Genomic DNA, 16,902 nt, shown 5'->3' on the forward strand with positions numbered 1-16,902 from the left:
CGGGTCCTCGTGATCGACGAATCGGCCGGTGGTCCCTGACGGGATACCACCGGCCGATTGCTGTCGTCGTGGGCGTCCTGGCCGCCCGTTGGGTCAGTGCGGTCGCCCGTGGGGTCAGTGCGGCGACTCGCCCCGTTCGACCGCTTCCTGGTGCCGGCGGTAGGACGTCCGGATCTCCGCCTCCGCCTCGGTACGGCCGACCCAGGTGGCACCCTCGACCGATTTGCCCGGCTCCAGGTCCTTGTACACCTCGAAGAAGTGCTGGATCTCCAGCCGGTCGAACTCGCCGAGGTGGTGGATGTCCCGCAGGTGCTCCTGGCGCGGGTCCTCGTACGGCACGCAGAGGACCTTGTCGTCGCCGCCCTTCTCGTCCGTCATCCGGAACATGCCGATCGTCCGGCACCGGATGAGGCAACCTGGAAACGTGGGTTCGGGTACCAGCACCAGAGCGTCGAGGGGATCGCCGTCCTCACCGAGGGTGCCTTCGATGAAACCGTAGTCCGCCGGGTACTGGGTCGACGTGAAGAGGGTCCGGTCCAGCCGGATCCGGCCGGTCGCGTGGTCCACCTCGTACTTGTTGCGGTGACCCTTGGGGATCTCAACCGTGACGTCGAAATCCATCTTCCACGCTCCCTCGTTTGCCGGCGCTGGCCAACGGAACCACAACGGCGGGCACCTGCGCGGGTGATCTCGCGATTCACCTTGCCGCGCCGGCCCCCGTGCGGTGTTCGGACCAAAGTAGTGTCGCCTAGGCAGAATTCGACGCGGAGGAGGGGCCGGTGGGGAGTGAAGATTCACACTCGGGCCTGACCGGAGAGAACCCGCCGGAGCACCCGGCACAGGGCCGCGTGGTGGTGCCGGGGGCCAGCGGGCCCAAGCCGCCCGCCGCGTCTCCGCCGGTCCGTGGCCGGGCCGTCGTGCCGCTGCCGACCAGCCTACCGATCCCGCCCTCGAACACCCCGAATCCCCCGCCCGGACCGTCGACGGACCCGCTCGCCTGGTCGGCCCGGCCCGCGCCGCCGGCCTGGCCCGGCCGGTCGGGCGGCGACCCGCCGGGCGGACCGGGTACGCCGGCCGCCGGCAACCGCCCGCTCCCACCTGGCACGCCACCACCCGGCAGCCCGCCGGCGGGGGTGACCGTCGGTGGGGCGGTGCCTGGCGGCGTACCGCCGACCGGTCGGCGCCGGGGCGGGCTGCTCGGCGTACTCGCCACCGTGCTGGTGCTCGCGCTCGCGGTCGCCGGGGTGGCCGTGCTCCGCCCCGGCCCGGTGGACGGCTGGCTGGGCGGGGACGACTCGGCCTCTCCCGGTGCCGTCGACCCGACCGAACCGCCGCCACCACCCGTACTCGCCGCCGCCGGGGCGAACGCTCCGGCACCCACCCCGGAGGGCGTACGGGCCGCGCTGAGCCCGCTGCTCACCTCGTCCGCGCTGGGCAAGGAGGTGAACATCTCCGTCGTCGACGCGGTCACCGGGCAGGCGCTCTACCAGAACGGCCAGGACACCCCGACCATCCCGGCGTCGACCACCAAACTGGTCACCGCGGCGGCCGTACTCGCGGCACGTGGTCCGGCGTACCGGATCGCGACCCGGGTGGTGGCCGGGGCGAGCCCGGGCGAGGTGGTGATCATCGGTGCCGGTGACCCGACGCTGGCGGTGAACGGCACCGGCTGGTACCCGGGCGCCGGGCGGCTCGACCGGCTCGCCACCCAGGTCAAGAAGGCGCTCGGCGGCACCGCGCCGACGAAGGTGGTCGTCGACGGAAGCCTCTTCCCCGGCCCGGTCGTCGAACCGGACTGGGACTCGGACATCCCCACCGGTGGGTTCGGCGCGGTGATCACGGCGCTGATGACCGACGGCGCCCGGAAGGACCCGGAGGACAAGGGCAAGGGCCAGGAGCGGTACGCCAAGCCCGACGAGGCGGCCGGACGGGCCTTCGCCAAACTGCTCGGGCTGCCCAACTCGGCGGTGGTGATCGGCAAGGCGCCGGCAGCCGCCGCGACCGCCCCGGCCGCGGCGGCCAGCGCCAGCCCCGGTACCCAGAGCGCCGGCACCGAGCTGGGCCGGGTCGAGTCGCCGCCGATGATCCGGCTGGTCGAGTTCATGCTCCGGGAGAGCGACAACGTGGTGGCCGAGGCGCTGGCCCGGCAGGTCGCGCTGAGCCGGGACAAGCCGGCCTCGTTCGTCGGCGCGGCGGAGGCGGTCGACGAGATGGTCGGCGAACTCGGGCTGCCGGCGGCGGAGAGCGCGCTCGCCGACGGCAGCGGGCTGTCCCGGGCCAACCGGGTCACCCCGAGCCTGCTGACCGACGTGCTGACGATGGCCGCCAAGCGGACCCGGCCGGAACTCGCCGACCTCTTCCCCGGGCTGCCGGTGGCGGCCTGGTCGGGCACGCTCAGCGACCGGTTCGACCGGTCCGGCGAGAAGGCGACCACGGCCGGCGCGGGTGTGGTGCGGGCCAAGACCGGCACGCTGAGCGGGGTGCACGCGATCTCCGGCGTGGTGACCACCGCCGACGGCCGGCTGCTGGCCTTCGCCGTACTTGCCAACAAGGTGCCGGTGGGGCAGGACGAGGCGCAGCCGGAGCTGGACCGGATCGCCACCACCCTGGCCCGGTGCGGCTGCCGCTGACCTCCGAGGTCAGAGTGGGGGTGTGAGCACCCGGGTACGGTGGTGTTATGGCGCAGTTCGTGGACTGGGATCTGGCCGCCGCCACCGCAGGGGCGTTGGGAAAGTCGGGACCACGGGTCTCGTACGACGAGGCGACCGAGGTGGTGTCCGAGCTGCGCCGGCTGACCGACGAGGCCGCCGGTCACGTGCTGGCCTACACCGGGCTGCGCTCGCAGGTGGCCCATCCACCGGTACGGGTGGTGGACCGGCGGGACTGGGCGGCGACCAACATCGCCGGGCTGCGTGAGGTGATCACCCCGCTGATCAGCCGCATCTCCGGGGACAAGCCGCCGGGGGTGATCACCGACACGATCGGTTCCCGGCTGACCGGGGTGCAGGCCGGCACCGTGCTCGCCTACCTCTCCGGCCGGGTCCTCGGCCAGTACGAGGTCTTCTCCGCCGATCCCGGTCAACTGCTGCTGGTCGCGCCGAACATCGTCGAGGTCGAGCGGAAGCTCCAGGCCGACCCCCGGGACTTCCGGCTCTGGGTCTGCCTGCACGAGGTGACCCACCGCACCCAGTTCACCGCCGTACCGTGGATGCGCGGGCACTTCCTCGGCGAGGTGCAGGCGTTCGTCGACGCCTCCCAGGCCGGCGGGGACAACTTCCTCGACCGGATCCGCCGGGGCGTCGGTACCCTCTCCGACTCGATCCGCAACCCGGAGAGCCGGGCCAGCGTGCTGGACATCGTGCAGACGCCCGGCCAGCGGGCCGTACTCGACCGGCTGACCGCGCTGATGACCCTGCTGGAGGGGCACGCGGAGTTCGTGATGGACGGCGTCGGGCCGGAGGTCATTCCGAGCGTCGAGTCGATCCGGGCCAAGTTCAACCGGCGCCGCGAGTCCGGCAACCCGCTGGAGAAGGCGATCCGCAAGCTGCTCGGCGTCGACGTCAAGATGCGCCAGTACGCCGAGGGCCGCAAGTTCGTGCACGGTGTGGTGGACCGGGTCGGCATGGAGGGCTTCAACCGGATCTTCAGCTCGCCGCTGACCCTGCCCCGGCTGGAGGAACTCTCCGACCCGGACGCCTGGGTGGCCCGGGTGCACGGCCCGGTCGGCCCGGTCGCCGCCACCGGCTGACCGGCTCCCGATCGTGGCCGCGCTGCCGCCGCCGGTCGCGGCGATCCGGGTCGCCGTCCGGCGGGCGCTGCACGGCGTACCCCGGGACCGGCCGGTCCTGGTCGCCTGCTCGGGCGGCGCCGACTCGCTCGCGCTGGCCGCCGGCACCGCCTTCGTGGCTCCCCGGCTGGGCGTGCCGGCCGGGCTGGTCACCGTCGACCACGGCCTTCAGGAGGGCTCGGCCCGCCGGGCCGCCGACGTCGCCGAGTGGGCTGGCGGGCAGGGGTTCGCGCCGATCGAGGTGGCGACCGTGCAGGTCGCAGGCCGGTCGGGCGGGCCGGAGGCGGCGGCCCGGGAGGCGCGGTACGGCGCCCTGGTCGAGGCCGCCCACCGGCACGACGCCAGCACGGTGCTGCTCGGGCACACCCGCGACGACCAGGCCGAGACCGTGCTGCTCGCGCTGGCCCGGGGCGCCGGCCCGCGCGGGCTCGCCGGTATGCCGGCCACCCGGGAGTACGTCGGGGTGACGCTGACCCGTCCCCTGTTGGAGATCACCCGTGAGCAGACCCGGAAGGCGTGTGCGCTGCTCGGGCTGACCCCGTGGGAGGACCCGCACAACACCGACGACCGGTACGCCCGGGCCCGGGTCCGGGCCGACGTGTTGCCGGTACTGGTCCGGGCGCTCGGCCCCGGGGTGCTGGACAACCTGGCCCGGACCGCCAGGCTGGCCGCCGAGGACGGCGCCGCCCTGGACGACCTGGCCCGGACGGGTTACGCCGAGGCCCGGATCCGGCCGGCCGGCGAGCCGGAGGGGACCGCCGGGCTGGCCGTACCGGTGCTGGCCGGGATGCCCCCGGCGGTGCGTACCCGGGTGCTGCATCTCTGGTGCCGTGAGTTGGGCGCGGCGCCGGCCGCGCTGTCGTACCGGCACGTCGCGGCGCTGAACGCGCTGGTGAATGCGTGGCGCGGCCAGGGCGCGGTGCACCTGCCCGGCGGCATCCGGGCGACCCGGCGCGGCGGGGTGTTGATCGCGGAGTAGCCCTTGGGGGTCGCCTCTTCCCGCGACAGTCGCGAATTGGTCTGCAACGCTCCCCTCGCCTGGCATGTGTTGCCCCTGAACGGCTGGGGAGGTCGGCCGCACCAGGGGAGGAAGGCAGCGTGATCGCGTTGCAGGGCAAGGGCGACCCGCCGGCGGTCGCCGACACCGGACCACCGAGTCGACCCGGTTTCGAGGAACTCTACGTGGCGTACTTCCAGTCGTTGACGGTCCAACTCTTCGCGTACACGAACGACATGGGTGTCGCCCAGGAGGTGGTACAGGAGGCGTTCTGCCGGGCGCTCGCACGGTGGAAGAAGATCGCGCTCTACGACGACCCCTCGGCCTGGGTGCGCCGGGTGGCCTGGAACCTCGCCACCAACCGGTGGCGCCGGGCCAGGACGGCTGCCCAGTTCCTCCGGCGCCAGCGCGAGGAGTACACCCCGGCGCCGAATCCGGACCGGGTGGCGCTGGCGCAGGCCCTCAAGGCACTGCCGGCCCGGCAGCGGCGAGCGGTGATCCTCTACTACCTCGCGGACCTTCCGGTGAACGAGATCGCACGCCAGGACGGCGTCGCCGAGGCGACGGTCAGGTCCTGGCTGCATCGCGGCCGGTTGGCACTCGCGGCCCAACTTTCCGGACCGGGGGAGCGTCATGTCTGACTTCGACGACAAGTTGCTGACCGGTGCCTTCGCCGAGTTCCGCAACGAGGCCATGCCACGGGTGAAGCCGGTCGGGGTGGCGGCGGCGTACGCCACGGTGCGCGGCCGGCGCCGGACCAGGACGATCACCACGGTGGTGCTGGCGGTGCTCTTCGTGGTCGGACCCGTCACGGCGTACGCGGCGGTCGGTCACGACTCGCAGCGCCCACCGCCGTCCGAGGTCGCCGACACCCCGACTCCGCAGCCCGAGCCGACCACGCCGCCGGCGACCATGCCCTCGTCCGCGACCGCGACCGCGACCACGCCCCCGGCGGCGCCGGATGGCCGGATCAGCCAGGCGGAGCTGGGCCGGACGACCTTGGAGATTCCCGCCTGGCCGTCCGACGCGATCGTTTCGGGCTGCGTCTCGGGCTCGGTGCGCTTCTCGAACGGGGAGTACCGGATCCGCGACTCGGTCGCGATGAACTTCGACAAGGTGGTGCACACCGACCTCGACCGGGACGGCGCGCGGGAGACGGTGGCCCGGCTGAGCTGCGGCGACCAGGGCAGCAGCACGTTCCAGGTGCTGGCCTTCGACCGGGACGCCGCCGGCAAGATCCGTACCCTCGGCCGGGTGGTGGCGCAGACCGGCCCGATCAAGGGGATCTGCGACGTACGTGCGGGCTCCGCGAGTACCGTCCAGGTGCGGGTGGTCGACTATCCGACTCCGCACCGGTGCTTGGAGCCACTGCTCATGCCCGCTTACGCGCAGGAGCAGTGGCGGACGTACGCCTGGGACGGCGACCGGTTCACCCAGACCGGCGAGCCGACCGCCTTCCCGCCGAACAACGGCGTCAGCGATCTGACCGTGACCAGTTCCGACCTGACGTTCGGAGCGCCGGACGGCGGTGTGCGGCGGGGCACGATGACGGTGACGGTGCGCAGCCTCGGCCCGGGAATGGTGCCGTACGAGGTCCGCCTCAACCTGCCCCGCGGGCTCACCCTGCTGCGGCCCGATGGTTGCGAGGTGGAGAACCACCCGACCGGCAGCATGGCCGTGAGCTGTGACTACCCCGCGCTCAACCGGAACGGGAGCCGGACCTTCACCTTCGAGTTCACCGTGCCGAAGGCGGTCGAGTTCGACATCGTGCCGAGGGCGGGCGTCTGGCCGGACGGTTGGGGTGACCCGGAGCAGGACAACAACTACACGGAGTTCTCCATCACGTTCTGATCCTCCGGCATCGATGTCCGACCGGTGGCCGGTCGCTCCCCGGAGCGGCCGGCCACCCCGGGGTGTCGGTGCGGCTGCGGTCAGCCGGGGAGGAGGGCCTGGTCGTGCGGGACGCGGCCTCGGAAGGTGGACCGGTAGGCGTGCGGGGTGGCGCCGAGCCGGCGGCCGAAGTGGTGCCGCAGGGTGGCCGCGTCACCGAAGCCGGCCCGGGTGGCGACCGCCTCGATGCTCAGCTCGGTCTCCTCCAGCAGCCGCCGGGCCAGCAGCACCCGCTGGTTGGTGATCCAGTCGTGCGGGGTGGTGCCGGTCTCGGCCCGGAACCGCCGGGCGAAGGTGCGGGGCGCCATGTGCGCCCGGCCGGCCAGGTCGTCGACGGTGAGCGGCCGGTCGAGGTGCTTCATCAACCAGCCCAGCACGGGCTCCAGGGTCGGCGCCGCCGGGGTGGGCGCGATCGGTGCCTCGATGTACTGCGCCTGCCCGCCGTCGCGGTGCGGTGGCACCACCATCCGCCGGGCGAGTTTGGTGGCGAGCGCCGAGCCGTGCTCCTGGCGGATCAGGTGCAGGCAGGCGTCGATCCCGGCCGCCGTGCCGGCACCGGTGAGCAGGTTGCCGTCCTGCACGTAGAGCGAGTTGCACCGCACCTTGGCCAGCGGGTACATCTCGGCGAGCCGGTCGGCGTACTTCCAGTGGGTGGTGCACTCGCGCCCGTCCAGCAGACCGGCGGCGGCCAACACGAACGCGCCGGAGCAGACACTCAGCACGTACGCCCCACGGTCGGCGGCCCGGCGCAACGCCGCCAGCACGGTCTCCGGGACCGGGTCGCCGATGGTGTGGATCGCCGGTACGGCGACCAGGTCGGCGTCCTCGACCGGGGTCAGGTCGGCGCTCGGGGTCAGCCCGAAGCCGGACCGGGTGCGTATGGGCTTGCCGTCGTGGGTGCAGACGTCGAAGCGGTAACTGGGGAAGCCGTCGATGACCCGGTCGGTCCCGAAGACCTCGCAGAGCACGCCCAGCTCGAAGGGGGCCACCGGCTCCAGGGCGATCACGGCCACGTTGCGAAGCATGGGATCGAGGCTAGCCGAGAAGTGGCAGAAAATCGATGGCCGATGGCAAAGCTGCCACTGTCCGGGTAGTACCCAGCGGCGCAGACTGGAGTCGCAACAGCCGGTGCGCACCGGCGGCGAACCAACAAGACCTGGTCAGGCCCGAGATTTCGGGTCGGCCGTATCGACTGGAAGGTCGCGCCGCCATGGAACTCTTCGTCCCCCTCTTCTTCCTCGTCCTGCTCGTCGCCTCGATGCTCGGACTCACCGCCGACAGCCGTGACTCGGCCGACTGGCGGCCCAGCAACGGTGGCTGGCGGTCGTCGCCCCGTGGCTGACGAACCGTGTCGAACAATCCACGCCTGGCCAGCCGGGGTGGGCACCGCGGGAAGGTGCCGCCCCGGCGACGGGCGCGAACCGGCGTACGGCAGGCTAGGCGCATGGCTCAGGGCTCCTGGTACGACGCCGACATCGACCACGTGATCATCTCGGAGGAGCAGATTCGGGAAAAGATCGCGGAACTGGCCAAACAGGTAGCAGCGGACTACGCCAGCACGAAGGACGGAATCCTGCTGGTGTGCGTACTCAAGGGCGCGGTCATGTTCATGGCCGACTTCGCCCGGGCGCTCGGCCGGCACGGCCCCTCGGCCGAGCTGGAGTTCATGGCCCTCTCCTCGTACGGGCAGGGCACCACCTCCTCCGGCACGGTACGGATCCGCAAGGACCTGGACCGGGACATCGCCGGCCGGCACGTGGTGGTGGTGGAGGACATCGTCGACTCCGGGCTCACCCTCTCCTGGCTGCTGCGCTATCTGGAGTCCCGGGCGGCGGCCAGCGTCGAGGTGGTCGCGCTGTTCCGCAAGCCGGACGCGATCAAGGTCTCGGTTCCGGTGAAGTACGTCGGCTTCGACATCCCGAGCGAGTTCGTGGTCGGCTACGGGCTGGACTTCGGCGAGCGCTACCGCGAGGTGCCCTACGTCGGCGTCCTGAAGCCGGAGGTCTACGCCCGGTCCTGATCCGGGCCTCTGCCCCCTTCGCCCGGTCCTGATCCGGGCCCCCATTTTCGCCCGGGTCTCGACCCGGTCGTCCGGTCGTCGACCCGAATCGTTGTCCGGTCCGCCCCGGCCATCCTGAATGTCGGCGCCGAAATATCGAGTGGACGTACAGCGCGCTCCCAGGAAACGCGGTTACGGTATGCGGTGGTGGCGCGGAAGCATCCCGCGCCGGGCCTCCTGCCCAGTTTGACCCGAAAGATGGGGCCGCACAGGGCCAGGCGTCCGGCACTGGTCCGTGGTCACCCGGCACCCGGGCGGAAGCGGACCTGTTACCCCAGGGCTCGCAGGCTCGCTCCTCGCGTTCACGGTGTACCGTCGAATGACCGCGGCGCGGTACCAAGCGCCCGGCGTCGAGGCCGACTCGCAGGGGACGGCTTCGGCCCGCCGCTCCGGCGGCGGCAGAAGGCAACCAGACGATCAGGACGTCGATCAGGAGGGTCCGGGCGTTACGGCGCTCGACAACAGCATGGAACGTACGCGTTTCTTCCGCCGCCCGGTGGTCTGGATCATCCTGGTGATCATCGGTGCGATAGCGCTCAGCTCATTCTTCAGTGGCGGCCCGAGCTATCACAAGGTCGAGACCAACGTGGTGCTCGACCAGCTCAACAAGGGCGACATCGAGAAGGCCATCTTCCAGGACAAGGAGCAGACGCTCCAGCTCGACCTGAAGAACTCGGCCAAGTTCGGTGACACCGACACGGACAAGATCCAGGCCCAGTTCCCGTACGAGGTGGGCGACGAGGTCTGGAACTCGGTGGCCGCCGCCAAGGCGGCCGGGCGGATCAGCGGTCCGATCGACACCGAGGTCTCCGGTGACAACCTCTTCGTCTCGCTGCTGGTCAACCTGCTGCCGATCGTCATCCTGGTGATCCTGCTGCTGCTCTTCATGTCGCAGATGCAGGGCGGCGGCTCCCGGGTGCTCAACTTCGGCAAGTCCAAGGCCAAGATGATCACCAAGGACACTCCGAAGACCACCTTCGCGGACGTCGCGGGCTCGGAGGAGGCCGTCGAGGAACTGCACGAGATCAAGGATTTCCTACAGAACCCGGCGAAATACCAGGCCCTCGGCGCCAAGATCCCCAAGGGCGTGCTCCTCTTCGGCCCACCCGGTACCGGTAAGACGCTGCTGGCCCGGGCCGTGGCCGGCGAGGCAGGGGTGCCGTTCTACTCCATCTCCGGCTCCGACTTCGTGGAGATGTTCGTCGGTGTCGGCGCCAGCCGGGTCCGCGACCTCTTCGAGCAGGCCAAGGCGAACGCCCCGGCGATCGTCTTCGTCGACGAGATCGACGCCGTCGGCCGGCACCGTGGCGCCGGCATGGGCGGCGGCCACGACGAGCGGGAGCAGACGCTCAACCAGCTCCTGGTCGAGATGGACGGCTTCGACACCAAGGGCGGCGTCATCCTGATCGCCGCGACCAACCGGCCGGACATCCTCGACCCCGCGCTGCTGCGCCCCGGCCGGTTCGACCGGCAGATCGCGGTCGACACCCCGGACATGGAGGGCCGCAAGGCGATCCTGCGGGTGCACGCCAAGGGCAAGCCGTTCTCGCCCGACGTCGACCTCGACGCGGTGGCGCGGCGTACCCCGGGCTTCACCGGTGCCGACCTGGCCAACGTGATCAACGAGTCGGCGCTGCTGACCGCCCGCAGCGACAAGCGGGCGATCTCCAACGAGTCGCTGGAGGAGTCGATCGACCGGGTGGTCGCCGGCCCGCAGCGCCGGACCCGGGTGATGAGCGACAAGGAAAAGAAGATCACGGCCTACCACGAGGGCGGGCACGCCCTGGTCGCCTGGGCGCTGCCGCACTCCGCCCCGGTGCACAAGGTCACGATCCTCTCCCGGAGCCGCTCCCTCGGGCACACCCTGGTGTTGCCGACCGAGGACAAGTACACCCAGACCCGGGCCGAGATGATCGACACCCTGGCGTACGCGCTGGGTGGCCGGGCCTCCGAGGAACTGGTGTTCCACGAGCCGACCACCGGTGCCGCGGACGACATCGTCAAGGCCAGCGCGCTGGCCCGAGCGATGATCACCCAGTACGGCATGAGCAGCAAGCTCGGCGCGATCAAATACGGCACCAGCGGGGATGAGCCGTTCCTGGGCCGCAACATGGGCCACGAGCGGGACTACTCCGATGCGGTGGCCGCCGAGATCGACGCCGAGGTCCGGTCGCTGATCGAGCTGGCCCACGACGAGGCATGGGAGATCCTGGTGGAATACCGGGACGTCCTGGACAACCTCGTGCTGGAGCTGATCGAGAAGGAGACCCTCTCCACGGCCGACATGGCGCGGATCTGCGCCCGGGTGGTCAAGCGCCCGCCGATGGCCCCGTACAACGGGTTTGGGAAGCGGCAGCCGTCGACCGAGCCGCCGGTACTCACCCCGGCCGAGAAGGAGAAGCTCAAGGCGCAGGCCGAGGCCGACGGCGTCCAGGCGACCGTCGGGGGCAACACCAACAACACCACGCCCAACTCGGACGGCCCACACTGAGCGCAGCGAACCATCGGGCCGCCGGCGGTAACGTCGGCGGCCCGTCCGCGTCCAGGGACAACGGCGGTCTGTCCGGGTCGACGGACGACGGCGGCCGGTCCGCGTCTTCGGGCGGCGGTGGTCTGTCCGGGTCCGCTACCGAGCCGGACGGTGACGAGGAGCTGGACTACCTCGCCGCTCGGCTGGTCAACGGCAAGCTCGGCGGCGGGCCGGTCGAGGACGCCGTCGACCTGGCCCGGATCGAGAAGGCGGTCCGGGAGATCCTGATCGCCGTCGGCGAGGACCCGGACCGGGACGGCCTGCGCCAGACGCCGGCCCGGGTGGCCCGGGCGTACGCCGAACTCCTCGCCGGGCTGCGGGTCGATCCGGCCCAGGTGCTCAGCACCACCTTCGAGGCCAACCACGAGGAACTCGTACTGGTCCGGGACATCGACGTGATGAGCCTCTGCGAGCACCACCTGCTGCCGTTCCGGGGTTCGGCGCACATCGGTTACATCCCGGGCGAGAACGGCCGGATCACCGGGCTCTCCAAGCTGGCCCGGCTGGTCGAGGTCTACGCCCGCCGGCCGCAGGTGCAGGAGCGGCTGACCTCGCAGATCGCCGACCTGCTGATGGCCAGGCTGGAGCCGCGTGGCGTGATCGTGGTGCTGGAGTGCGAGCACATGTGCATGGCGATGCGCGGCATCCAGAAGGCCGGCGCCAAGACCATCACCTCGGCGGTACGCGGCGCGCTGCAACGGGACGCCAAGTCCCGCGCCGAGGCGATGGCCCTGATCCTGAACGCCGGCCGTACCCTCTGACCGGCCGCCCCGGTCGTGCCCGAAGCCCGACGAGCAGGCCAGCCCGGCCCGCCGGTCAGCCGCGCCACCTGACCAGGTAGAGGCCGCCGAGGCAGAACACGGTCAGCAGGCCGAGCAACGCCATCACGAGCGCGCCGTAGAGCAGCACCCGGGTCCAGGGCAGCGGGCCGGCGCCGGGCAGCCGGGTGGCGGCGTCCGCCGCGTCCGCGGTCGCCCGGGCGTCCCGCAGCGCCGCCAGTACCGCCTGGGGGCCGCCGGCCATCGCCTGACCGGCCGCCGCGACCTCCGGCTCGGACGGCACCAGCTCGGCCTCGGAGACGCCCAACGCCCGCAGCCGGGACTGCTGGGGTACCAGCCGGGCCCGGATCCCGGCCAGTTCCTCCCGGGCGCTGTGCACGCCCCGCTCCTGCTCGGCGGCGGCGGTGGCGGCGGATCGGCGTACCGTGTCGAGCCGCTGCGTGGCGGCCAGGTAGTCCTGCCAGGCGTCTCCGCTCACGGCGTACCCTCCCCGTCCGGTGCGCCGTACGGGACGACCAGGCTGGCCAGGTCGGTGCGGCGGTCGTAGAGCAGGGCCCGGCCGGGGCGGGGGTGCCACCGTACCGGCCGACCGAGCAGCCGGGTCACCTCCGCCTCGGGTACGTCGAGCAGGAGCAGCCCGTCGACGGTGGCCGGAGCCGCGACGGCCGTCCCGGCGTCGGCCCCGGGTTCCGGGTCGGCAGGTGGTTCGGGCCCCGCCGGTACGGCGACCAGTTCGGCGAACGGGCCCACCGCCCGCCACCAGCCGAGCAGGTGTACCCCCCGACCCGGCCCGTCGCGCAGCAGGGTTCGGAGCCGGTCGGGCGGCAGGTCACCGGCCGTCGTCAGCTCGTCCACCCCGAAGGCGACCAGATAGCCGGGCCCGGCCAGCTCCAGCGCACCGGCCAGCCCGGTGGCGTCCACCCGGTGCACCGGATGCCGCCGGGACAGCTCGGCGGCCAGCGCCGACACCGCCGGATCCTCGGCTGGCGCGACGATCACGAACTCGACGCTGCCGGCGGGATGCCGCGCGGCAAGTCCCCGGGCCGCGCCGGCAAGTATCCCGGCACCGCTCGGATCCGCCCCCAGGATCGCGAGGTGCCGGCCCGGCGCCCGGTCGAGCGGCAGCTCCGCCGGACGCGGCGACACGTCGACCAGCAGCCCGACCGGCGCCCCCACCGGCTCCGATAGCTGGCCAACCCCGGCTGGCCGGCCCGCCACGTCTGACCCGTCGACCCCCGTCGCCCCGTCGCCCCCTGCCGGCCCGTCGCCCCCTGCCGGTCTGTCGCCCCCTGCCGGTCTGTCGGCCACGGCTGGTCTGTCGGCCACGGCTGGTCTGTCGGCCACGGCTGGTTTGCCGGCTCCGGCTGGCCCGTCGATCCCCGCCGGTCCGTCGATCCCCGTCGGTCTGTCGGCTCCGGTTGGCCCGTCGGCCCCGGTCGGGTCCGGTTGGTCCGTTGGCGTCGGGACCGGAGGTGGCGGTGGGGTCAGGTAGCCGGTGAAGACGGCCGGTGCGGGTGTGCCGGCCGGGCGGTCCGCCCAGAGCCGGTGCCGGAGCCCGCTGAGCGCGCCCGGGTCGACGTGCGGATCGGGAAACCGGACCGTCCGTTCGTGCCCCCGGGTCGCGCCACGCGGCCCGCCCAGCCCACCGGCGGTGTTCACCACCGCCGTACCGAGCGGCAGGCCCGCCGCCGAGTCGTTCGTCGGCTCCAGTACGTCCGCGCCGCCAGGCAGCGCCACCCGGACCGGGAACTGCCCGAGGAACGAGTCCCGGCGGGCGCGCAGCGCGGTCAGGACCGGCGCCGGCCGCCCGGTCAGGATCAGGTGTACGCCCGCCGACCGCCCTCGCCGGGCCACCGACTCCAGCCGGGCCAGCGCCTCGGTACCGATCGCGTCGTCCTCGGCCAGCAGCAGCGCGTGCTCGTCGAGTACGCAGAGGATCCGGGGGGTCGGGCGGTCGGCGTCGGCCCGCTGGGCGGGTACCGGTGCCGCCACCGGGCGATCCGGTCCCACCGGTACCGGGGACGGGTCCGCCGCGCCACGGCGGTCCAGTTCGGCGTCGAGTTCGCGGAGCACCGCGATCCCGTACTCCCGGTCGGCCTGCACCCCGACGGCCCGGACGTGCGGCAGCCACGGCCCGCCCGGCCCGGTGCCGCCGGACCCGTCCGCCGGCTCCGGCACGAACTCGGTGAACGCCGTCCCGTCGGCGAAGTCGACCAGATAGAGCGCCAACTCGTCGGGGTGGTAGCGGGTGCAGAGCCCGTAGAGGACGTTGACCAGGAACGCACTCTTGCCGGCATCGCCCCGGCCGCCGACCAGCCAGTGCGGGGTGCGCTCGTCGAAGCCGAGCGACACGGTCCGGTCGCCGGCGTGCCCGACCGGGGTGCTCAGCCCGTCGGCCGCGGACTCGGTCCAGAATCCGTCCGGCGGCTCCGGCAGCAGGTCGTCGAGGGTACGCCGGTAGTCGGCCTGGAACCGCGCGGCCAGGTCCCGGCAGACCCGGTCCAGCAGCGGGACCGGCGGGCACTCGTCGAGGAACACGGGCGCGTTGAGGCCGGTGCCCGGCAGGTGCGGTACCGGAGCGCTGAACGAGGCCCCGGGCGGATCGCCGACCAGTGCGTACGGGTTGCGCATCGCGATCATGGTGGATCGGGAGAGCGGTGCCTGACTCGTCTCCGCGGTCAGCGGTGGCGGTGGCCAGCCGGCGACGATCAGGTGCAGCCCCGCCTCGGGACCCTCCCGGGCCAGCGCGCCGATCCGGGCCAGGTCGGTCGCCTCGGTCAGCTCCGGCAGCGAGCCGACCACCAGCAGCAGGGTACGGTCGTGCCGGTTGTAGCGGGCGGTGGCCGGCCGGGTGGGGCGTACCCACTGCTCGGCCTCGGCCAGCACGGCCCGCAGGCCGGTGCGGTCGGTGACCGGCGGCGGCATCAGGCCGGCGGCGGCGAGCGGCCCGAACGGCGCGAAGAGCCGGCCCCCGGCGGTGGCGTCGACGCCCCGCACCAGCAGCGAGCCGGCCGGGGCGGCGGCGAGCAGCCGGAGGAGTACGGACCGGAGCAGCCCGGCCACCCGGGGATCCCGGCTGTCCGCGTCGACGGTGAGGTGGCCGGTGCCGAGCAGCGGCACCAGGACCGGAAACCGGGCGTCGTCCAGCGGCTGGGCGGTGCCGACCCGCACGTAGGCCGGCTGGGCGGGGCCGCCGAGCGGGGCGTCCTCGGACTGGGCGTCCAGGGGCGCGCCCAGCCAGCCCGGGGCGAGCTGGCTCGCTGCGGCGCGCAGCCGTTCGGCGAGTTCGTGCTGTTCCCGCTGGTCGGCGGGGATCGGCCGGATCGCCTCCAGGGCGGTGGCCGCGGCGGCGGTGGTGGCGGCGGCCCGGCGGTGGAGTATGGCCGCCGTGCCGGCGGCGGCCCGCCAGCGCAGCGTGGCGGCGTGCCCGGTCGGCCCCTTCCAGGTGTCCACCGCACCAACTCCCTCGTCCTGGCATGAGACGGTATCCCAGTGCGGCGGCATCGTCGCGGACCCGCCTGGACGGTCGTGGCACAGATAGCCGGGTTAGCGGAGAGTCATCGGTTGCTCCCTTTTGGTTATCAAGCTGGAATTCTCGCCCATTGGGTACGGAGGCGCCAGCGGCTAGCCTCAGGGGGTGGAATCAGTGCACCCCCCGGCCGATTCCCAGGTGTCCCGGGTACCCACCCAGCGGACTCCGCCCGGACAGGCCGCTCCCGAGCCGGTCGCACCTCCACCGGCGCCGCCACGTCGGCGACTGGGCCTGGTGCTGGCGGTGGTCGGTGGCGCACTGGCACTGTTCTGCCTGGCCGGCGCCGCGTTCGCGTACGTCGCCTACGACCGGTTCACCGCACCCGACCGGAGCGCCCCGGACGTGGTCGTGGACAACTACCTGCGGGCCTTCCTGGTCGACGAGAACGACGTACTGGCCGAGCAGTTCGAGTGTGCCGACCCGGCCGGACTCGCTCCGCTGCGGACCCTGCGCGCCGACCTGACGGCCCGGGAGAAGCAGTTCCAGATCACCTTCGTGGTCAAGTGGGGGCCGCTGGACGTACGCACCCAGGGCGAGCGCGCCGACGTGTCGGTGGAGCTGGTGATCTCGTACCTGGTGGACAACCTCGCGCAGACCGAGCACCAGCGGTGGCGCTTCGGCACCGAGCAGGACGACGGCTGGCGGGTCTGTCAGGCCAACCCGGTGACCTGACGGGTTGCCCGGGCCGGGCTCCCGCTCATTCGATCCAGAGCAGGTGGACCGGTACCTCCAGGGTGGTCGGCGGCCGGCCGCTCCACGCCCAGCGATACCAGTCGAGTTCGGCGGTGACCCGTACGCAGATGTCCCCGTCGCCGCTGGTGTAGACCTCGGTGACCGCGCGCAGGTCGCGCCGCTCGACCGCGTCGGCGACCTGGACCACCCGGCGGCCGGCGACCGCGTCCGCCTCGACCACCGGCACCGGAGCCCGGTGCGTCGGCGCGTCCAGCGAGACCAGCCGGGAGATCACGTCCGGCCGGGCCGGTCGGGGGATCGGCGGTGCCCCGGCGTCCCACGGGGAGACCTCGCCGAGGGTCTCCACCCAGACCCGTTCCGCCGGTACCAGCGGGGCGAAGACCTCGATCTGCTCGGCCTCGGCCCTGTACCACTCGTGCTCGGCCAGTACCGGCACGTAGGTGCGGCTGCCCTGCACCACCCGCTCGTCCGCCCGCAGGTCACCCCGCCAGCCGAGCCCGGGCAGCCCGACCAGGACCCGACGGCCGCGCAGGTCCACCCGGTTCGCGGCGGCGGCGATCACGATCGGTCGGGGCGGCGTCGGGGCCCAGTCGGGCTGGCCGGCGAACGGATCGGGAAGTGGATCGTGGCTCACG

At 72.8% G+C, this 16,902-nt stretch carries 15 protein-coding genes; 10 read left to right on the plus strand and 5 right to left on the minus strand.

Annotation, left to right across the window (positions count from 1 at the left end):
* Positions 1 to 114 precede the first annotated feature (114 nt).
* Positions 115 to 621: an inorganic diphosphatase gene (locus Pma05_RS13305; RefSeq protein ID WP_203857696.1), complete on the minus strand. Its 507-nt coding sequence runs from the start codon at positions 619 to 621 to the stop codon at positions 115 to 117.
* 530 nt (positions 622 to 1,151) lie between these two features.
* On the opposite strand from Pma05_RS13305, the gene dacB reads away from it, so the two are divergent.
* The 5 genes from dacB to Pma05_RS13330 all read left to right on the plus strand — a co-directional run bounded on the left by dacB (position 1,152) and on the right by Pma05_RS13330 (position 6,635).
* The gene (gene dacB / locus Pma05_RS13310) at positions 1,152 to 2,630 is read left to right on the plus strand and encodes a D-alanyl-D-alanine carboxypeptidase/D-alanyl-D-alanine endopeptidase (RefSeq protein WP_239312323.1); all 1,479 of its coding nucleotides are present in this window, start codon (positions 1,152 to 1,154) and stop codon (positions 2,628 to 2,630) included.
* A 47-nt stretch (positions 2,631 to 2,677) separates the two neighbouring features.
* Positions 2,678 to 3,748 (plus strand): Rv3626c family coenzyme F420 biosynthesis-associated protein, encoded by a 1,071-nt coding sequence (locus tag Pma05_RS13315; protein ID WP_203857697.1) that lies wholly within the window; start codon positions 2,678 to 2,680, stop codon positions 3,746 to 3,748.
* A gap of 13 nt (positions 3,749 to 3,761) precedes the next feature.
* Positions 3,762 to 4,766, plus strand: coding sequence for a tRNA lysidine(34) synthetase TilS (tilS, locus tag Pma05_RS13320; protein WP_203857698.1), 1,005 nt, complete (start codon positions 3,762 to 3,764; stop codon positions 4,764 to 4,766).
* 128 nt (positions 4,767 to 4,894) lie between these two features.
* A complete protein-coding gene (locus tag Pma05_RS13325) occupies positions 4,895 to 5,425 on the plus strand; it encodes an RNA polymerase sigma factor (protein ID WP_203857725.1) in 531 nt (176 codons plus the stop codon).
* Positions 5,418 to 6,635, plus strand: coding sequence for a hypothetical protein (locus Pma05_RS13330; protein WP_203857699.1), 1,218 nt, complete (start codon positions 5,418 to 5,420; stop codon positions 6,633 to 6,635). The genes Pma05_RS13325 and Pma05_RS13330 overlap by 8 nt, the downstream gene beginning before the upstream one ends.
* A gap of 80 nt (positions 6,636 to 6,715) precedes the next feature.
* On the opposite strand, the gene Pma05_RS13335 is transcribed toward Pma05_RS13330, so the two are convergent.
* Positions 6,716 to 7,699 (minus strand): GlxA family transcriptional regulator, encoded by a 984-nt coding sequence (locus Pma05_RS13335; protein WP_203857700.1) that lies wholly within the window; start codon positions 7,697 to 7,699, stop codon positions 6,716 to 6,718.
* Between the two features lie 185 nt (positions 7,700 to 7,884).
* Here Pma05_RS13335 and Pma05_RS43455 point away from each other — a divergent pair, with 185 nt between their 5' ends.
* The 4 genes from Pma05_RS43455 to folE all read left to right on the plus strand — a co-directional run bounded on the left by Pma05_RS43455 (position 7,885) and on the right by folE (position 12,024).
* The gene (locus Pma05_RS43455) at positions 7,885 to 8,016 is read left to right on the plus strand and encodes a hypothetical protein (RefSeq protein WP_275414687.1); all 132 of its coding nucleotides are present in this window, start codon (positions 7,885 to 7,887) and stop codon (positions 8,014 to 8,016) included.
* A 102-nt stretch (positions 8,017 to 8,118) separates the two neighbouring features.
* Positions 8,119 to 8,694 (plus strand): hypoxanthine phosphoribosyltransferase, encoded by a 576-nt coding sequence (gene hpt / locus Pma05_RS13340; protein WP_203857701.1) that lies wholly within the window; start codon positions 8,119 to 8,121, stop codon positions 8,692 to 8,694.
* A gap of 505 nt (positions 8,695 to 9,199) precedes the next feature.
* Positions 9,200 to 11,224, plus strand: a complete 2,025-nt coding sequence (gene ftsH / locus Pma05_RS13345; RefSeq protein ID WP_203857702.1) for an ATP-dependent zinc metalloprotease FtsH — start codon at positions 9,200 to 9,202, stop codon at positions 11,222 to 11,224.
* 122 nt (positions 11,225 to 11,346) lie between these two features.
* Entirely contained in the window at positions 11,347 to 12,024 is a 678-nt protein-coding gene (gene folE / locus Pma05_RS13350; protein ID WP_203857726.1) for a GTP cyclohydrolase I FolE, read from the plus strand.
* Positions 12,025 to 12,079: 55 nt separating this feature from the next.
* Here folE and Pma05_RS13355 read toward each other — a convergent pair whose 3' ends face one another.
* Positions 12,080 to 12,520, minus strand: coding sequence for a hypothetical protein (locus Pma05_RS13355; RefSeq protein ID WP_203857703.1), 441 nt, complete (start codon positions 12,518 to 12,520; stop codon positions 12,080 to 12,082).
* Positions 12,517 to 15,495, minus strand: coding sequence for an FtsK/SpoIIIE domain-containing protein (locus Pma05_RS42530; protein ID WP_239312312.1), 2,979 nt, complete (start codon positions 15,493 to 15,495; stop codon positions 12,517 to 12,519). Before Pma05_RS42530 ends, Pma05_RS13355 begins: the two co-directional genes overlap by 4 nt.
* A 184-nt stretch (positions 15,496 to 15,679) precedes the next feature.
* Here Pma05_RS42530 and Pma05_RS13365 point away from each other — a divergent pair, with 184 nt between their 5' ends.
* The gene (locus Pma05_RS13365; protein WP_203857704.1) at positions 15,680 to 16,246 is read left to right on the plus strand and encodes a hypothetical protein; all 567 of its coding nucleotides are present in this window, start codon (positions 15,680 to 15,682) and stop codon (positions 16,244 to 16,246) included.
* Between the two features lie 25 nt (positions 16,247 to 16,271).
* Here the strand turns inward: Pma05_RS13365 and Pma05_RS13370 are convergent, their stop codons facing one another.
* Complete coding sequence (locus Pma05_RS13370) at positions 16,272 to 16,901, minus strand: hypothetical protein (protein WP_203857705.1); 630 nt, start codon at positions 16,899 to 16,901, stop codon at positions 16,272 to 16,274.
* Position 16,902: the final 1 nt, after the last annotated feature.

The organism is Plantactinospora mayteni (assembly GCF_016862935.1).
GTDB classification, from domain to species: Bacteria; Actinomycetota; Actinomycetes; order Mycobacteriales; family Micromonosporaceae; genus Plantactinospora; species Plantactinospora mayteni.

Excerpts from the sequence above, each read along its gene's own strand:
- Pma05_RS13305 (WP_203857696.1), bottom strand. The coding sequence starts at position 621 with ATGGATTTCGACGTCACGGTTGAGATCCCCAAGGGTCACCGCAACAAG.
- Pma05_RS13315 (WP_203857697.1), top strand. The coding sequence starts at position 2,678 with ATGGCGCAGTTCGTGGACTGGGATCTGGCCGCCGCCACCGCAGGGGCG.
- Pma05_RS13330 (WP_203857699.1), top strand. The coding sequence starts at position 5,418 with ATGTCTGACTTCGACGACAAGTTGCTGACCGGTGCCTTCGCCGAGTTC.
- Pma05_RS13335 (WP_203857700.1), bottom strand. The coding sequence starts at position 7,699 with ATGCTTCGCAACGTGGCCGTGATCGCCCTGGAGCCGGTGGCCCCCTTC.
- Pma05_RS43455 (WP_275414687.1), top strand. The coding sequence starts at position 7,885 with ATGGAACTCTTCGTCCCCCTCTTCTTCCTCGTCCTGCTCGTCGCCTCG.
- hpt (WP_203857701.1), top strand. The coding sequence starts at position 8,119 with ATGGCTCAGGGCTCCTGGTACGACGCCGACATCGACCACGTGATCATC.
- ftsH (WP_203857702.1), top strand. The coding sequence starts at position 9,200 with ATGGAACGTACGCGTTTCTTCCGCCGCCCGGTGGTCTGGATCATCCTG.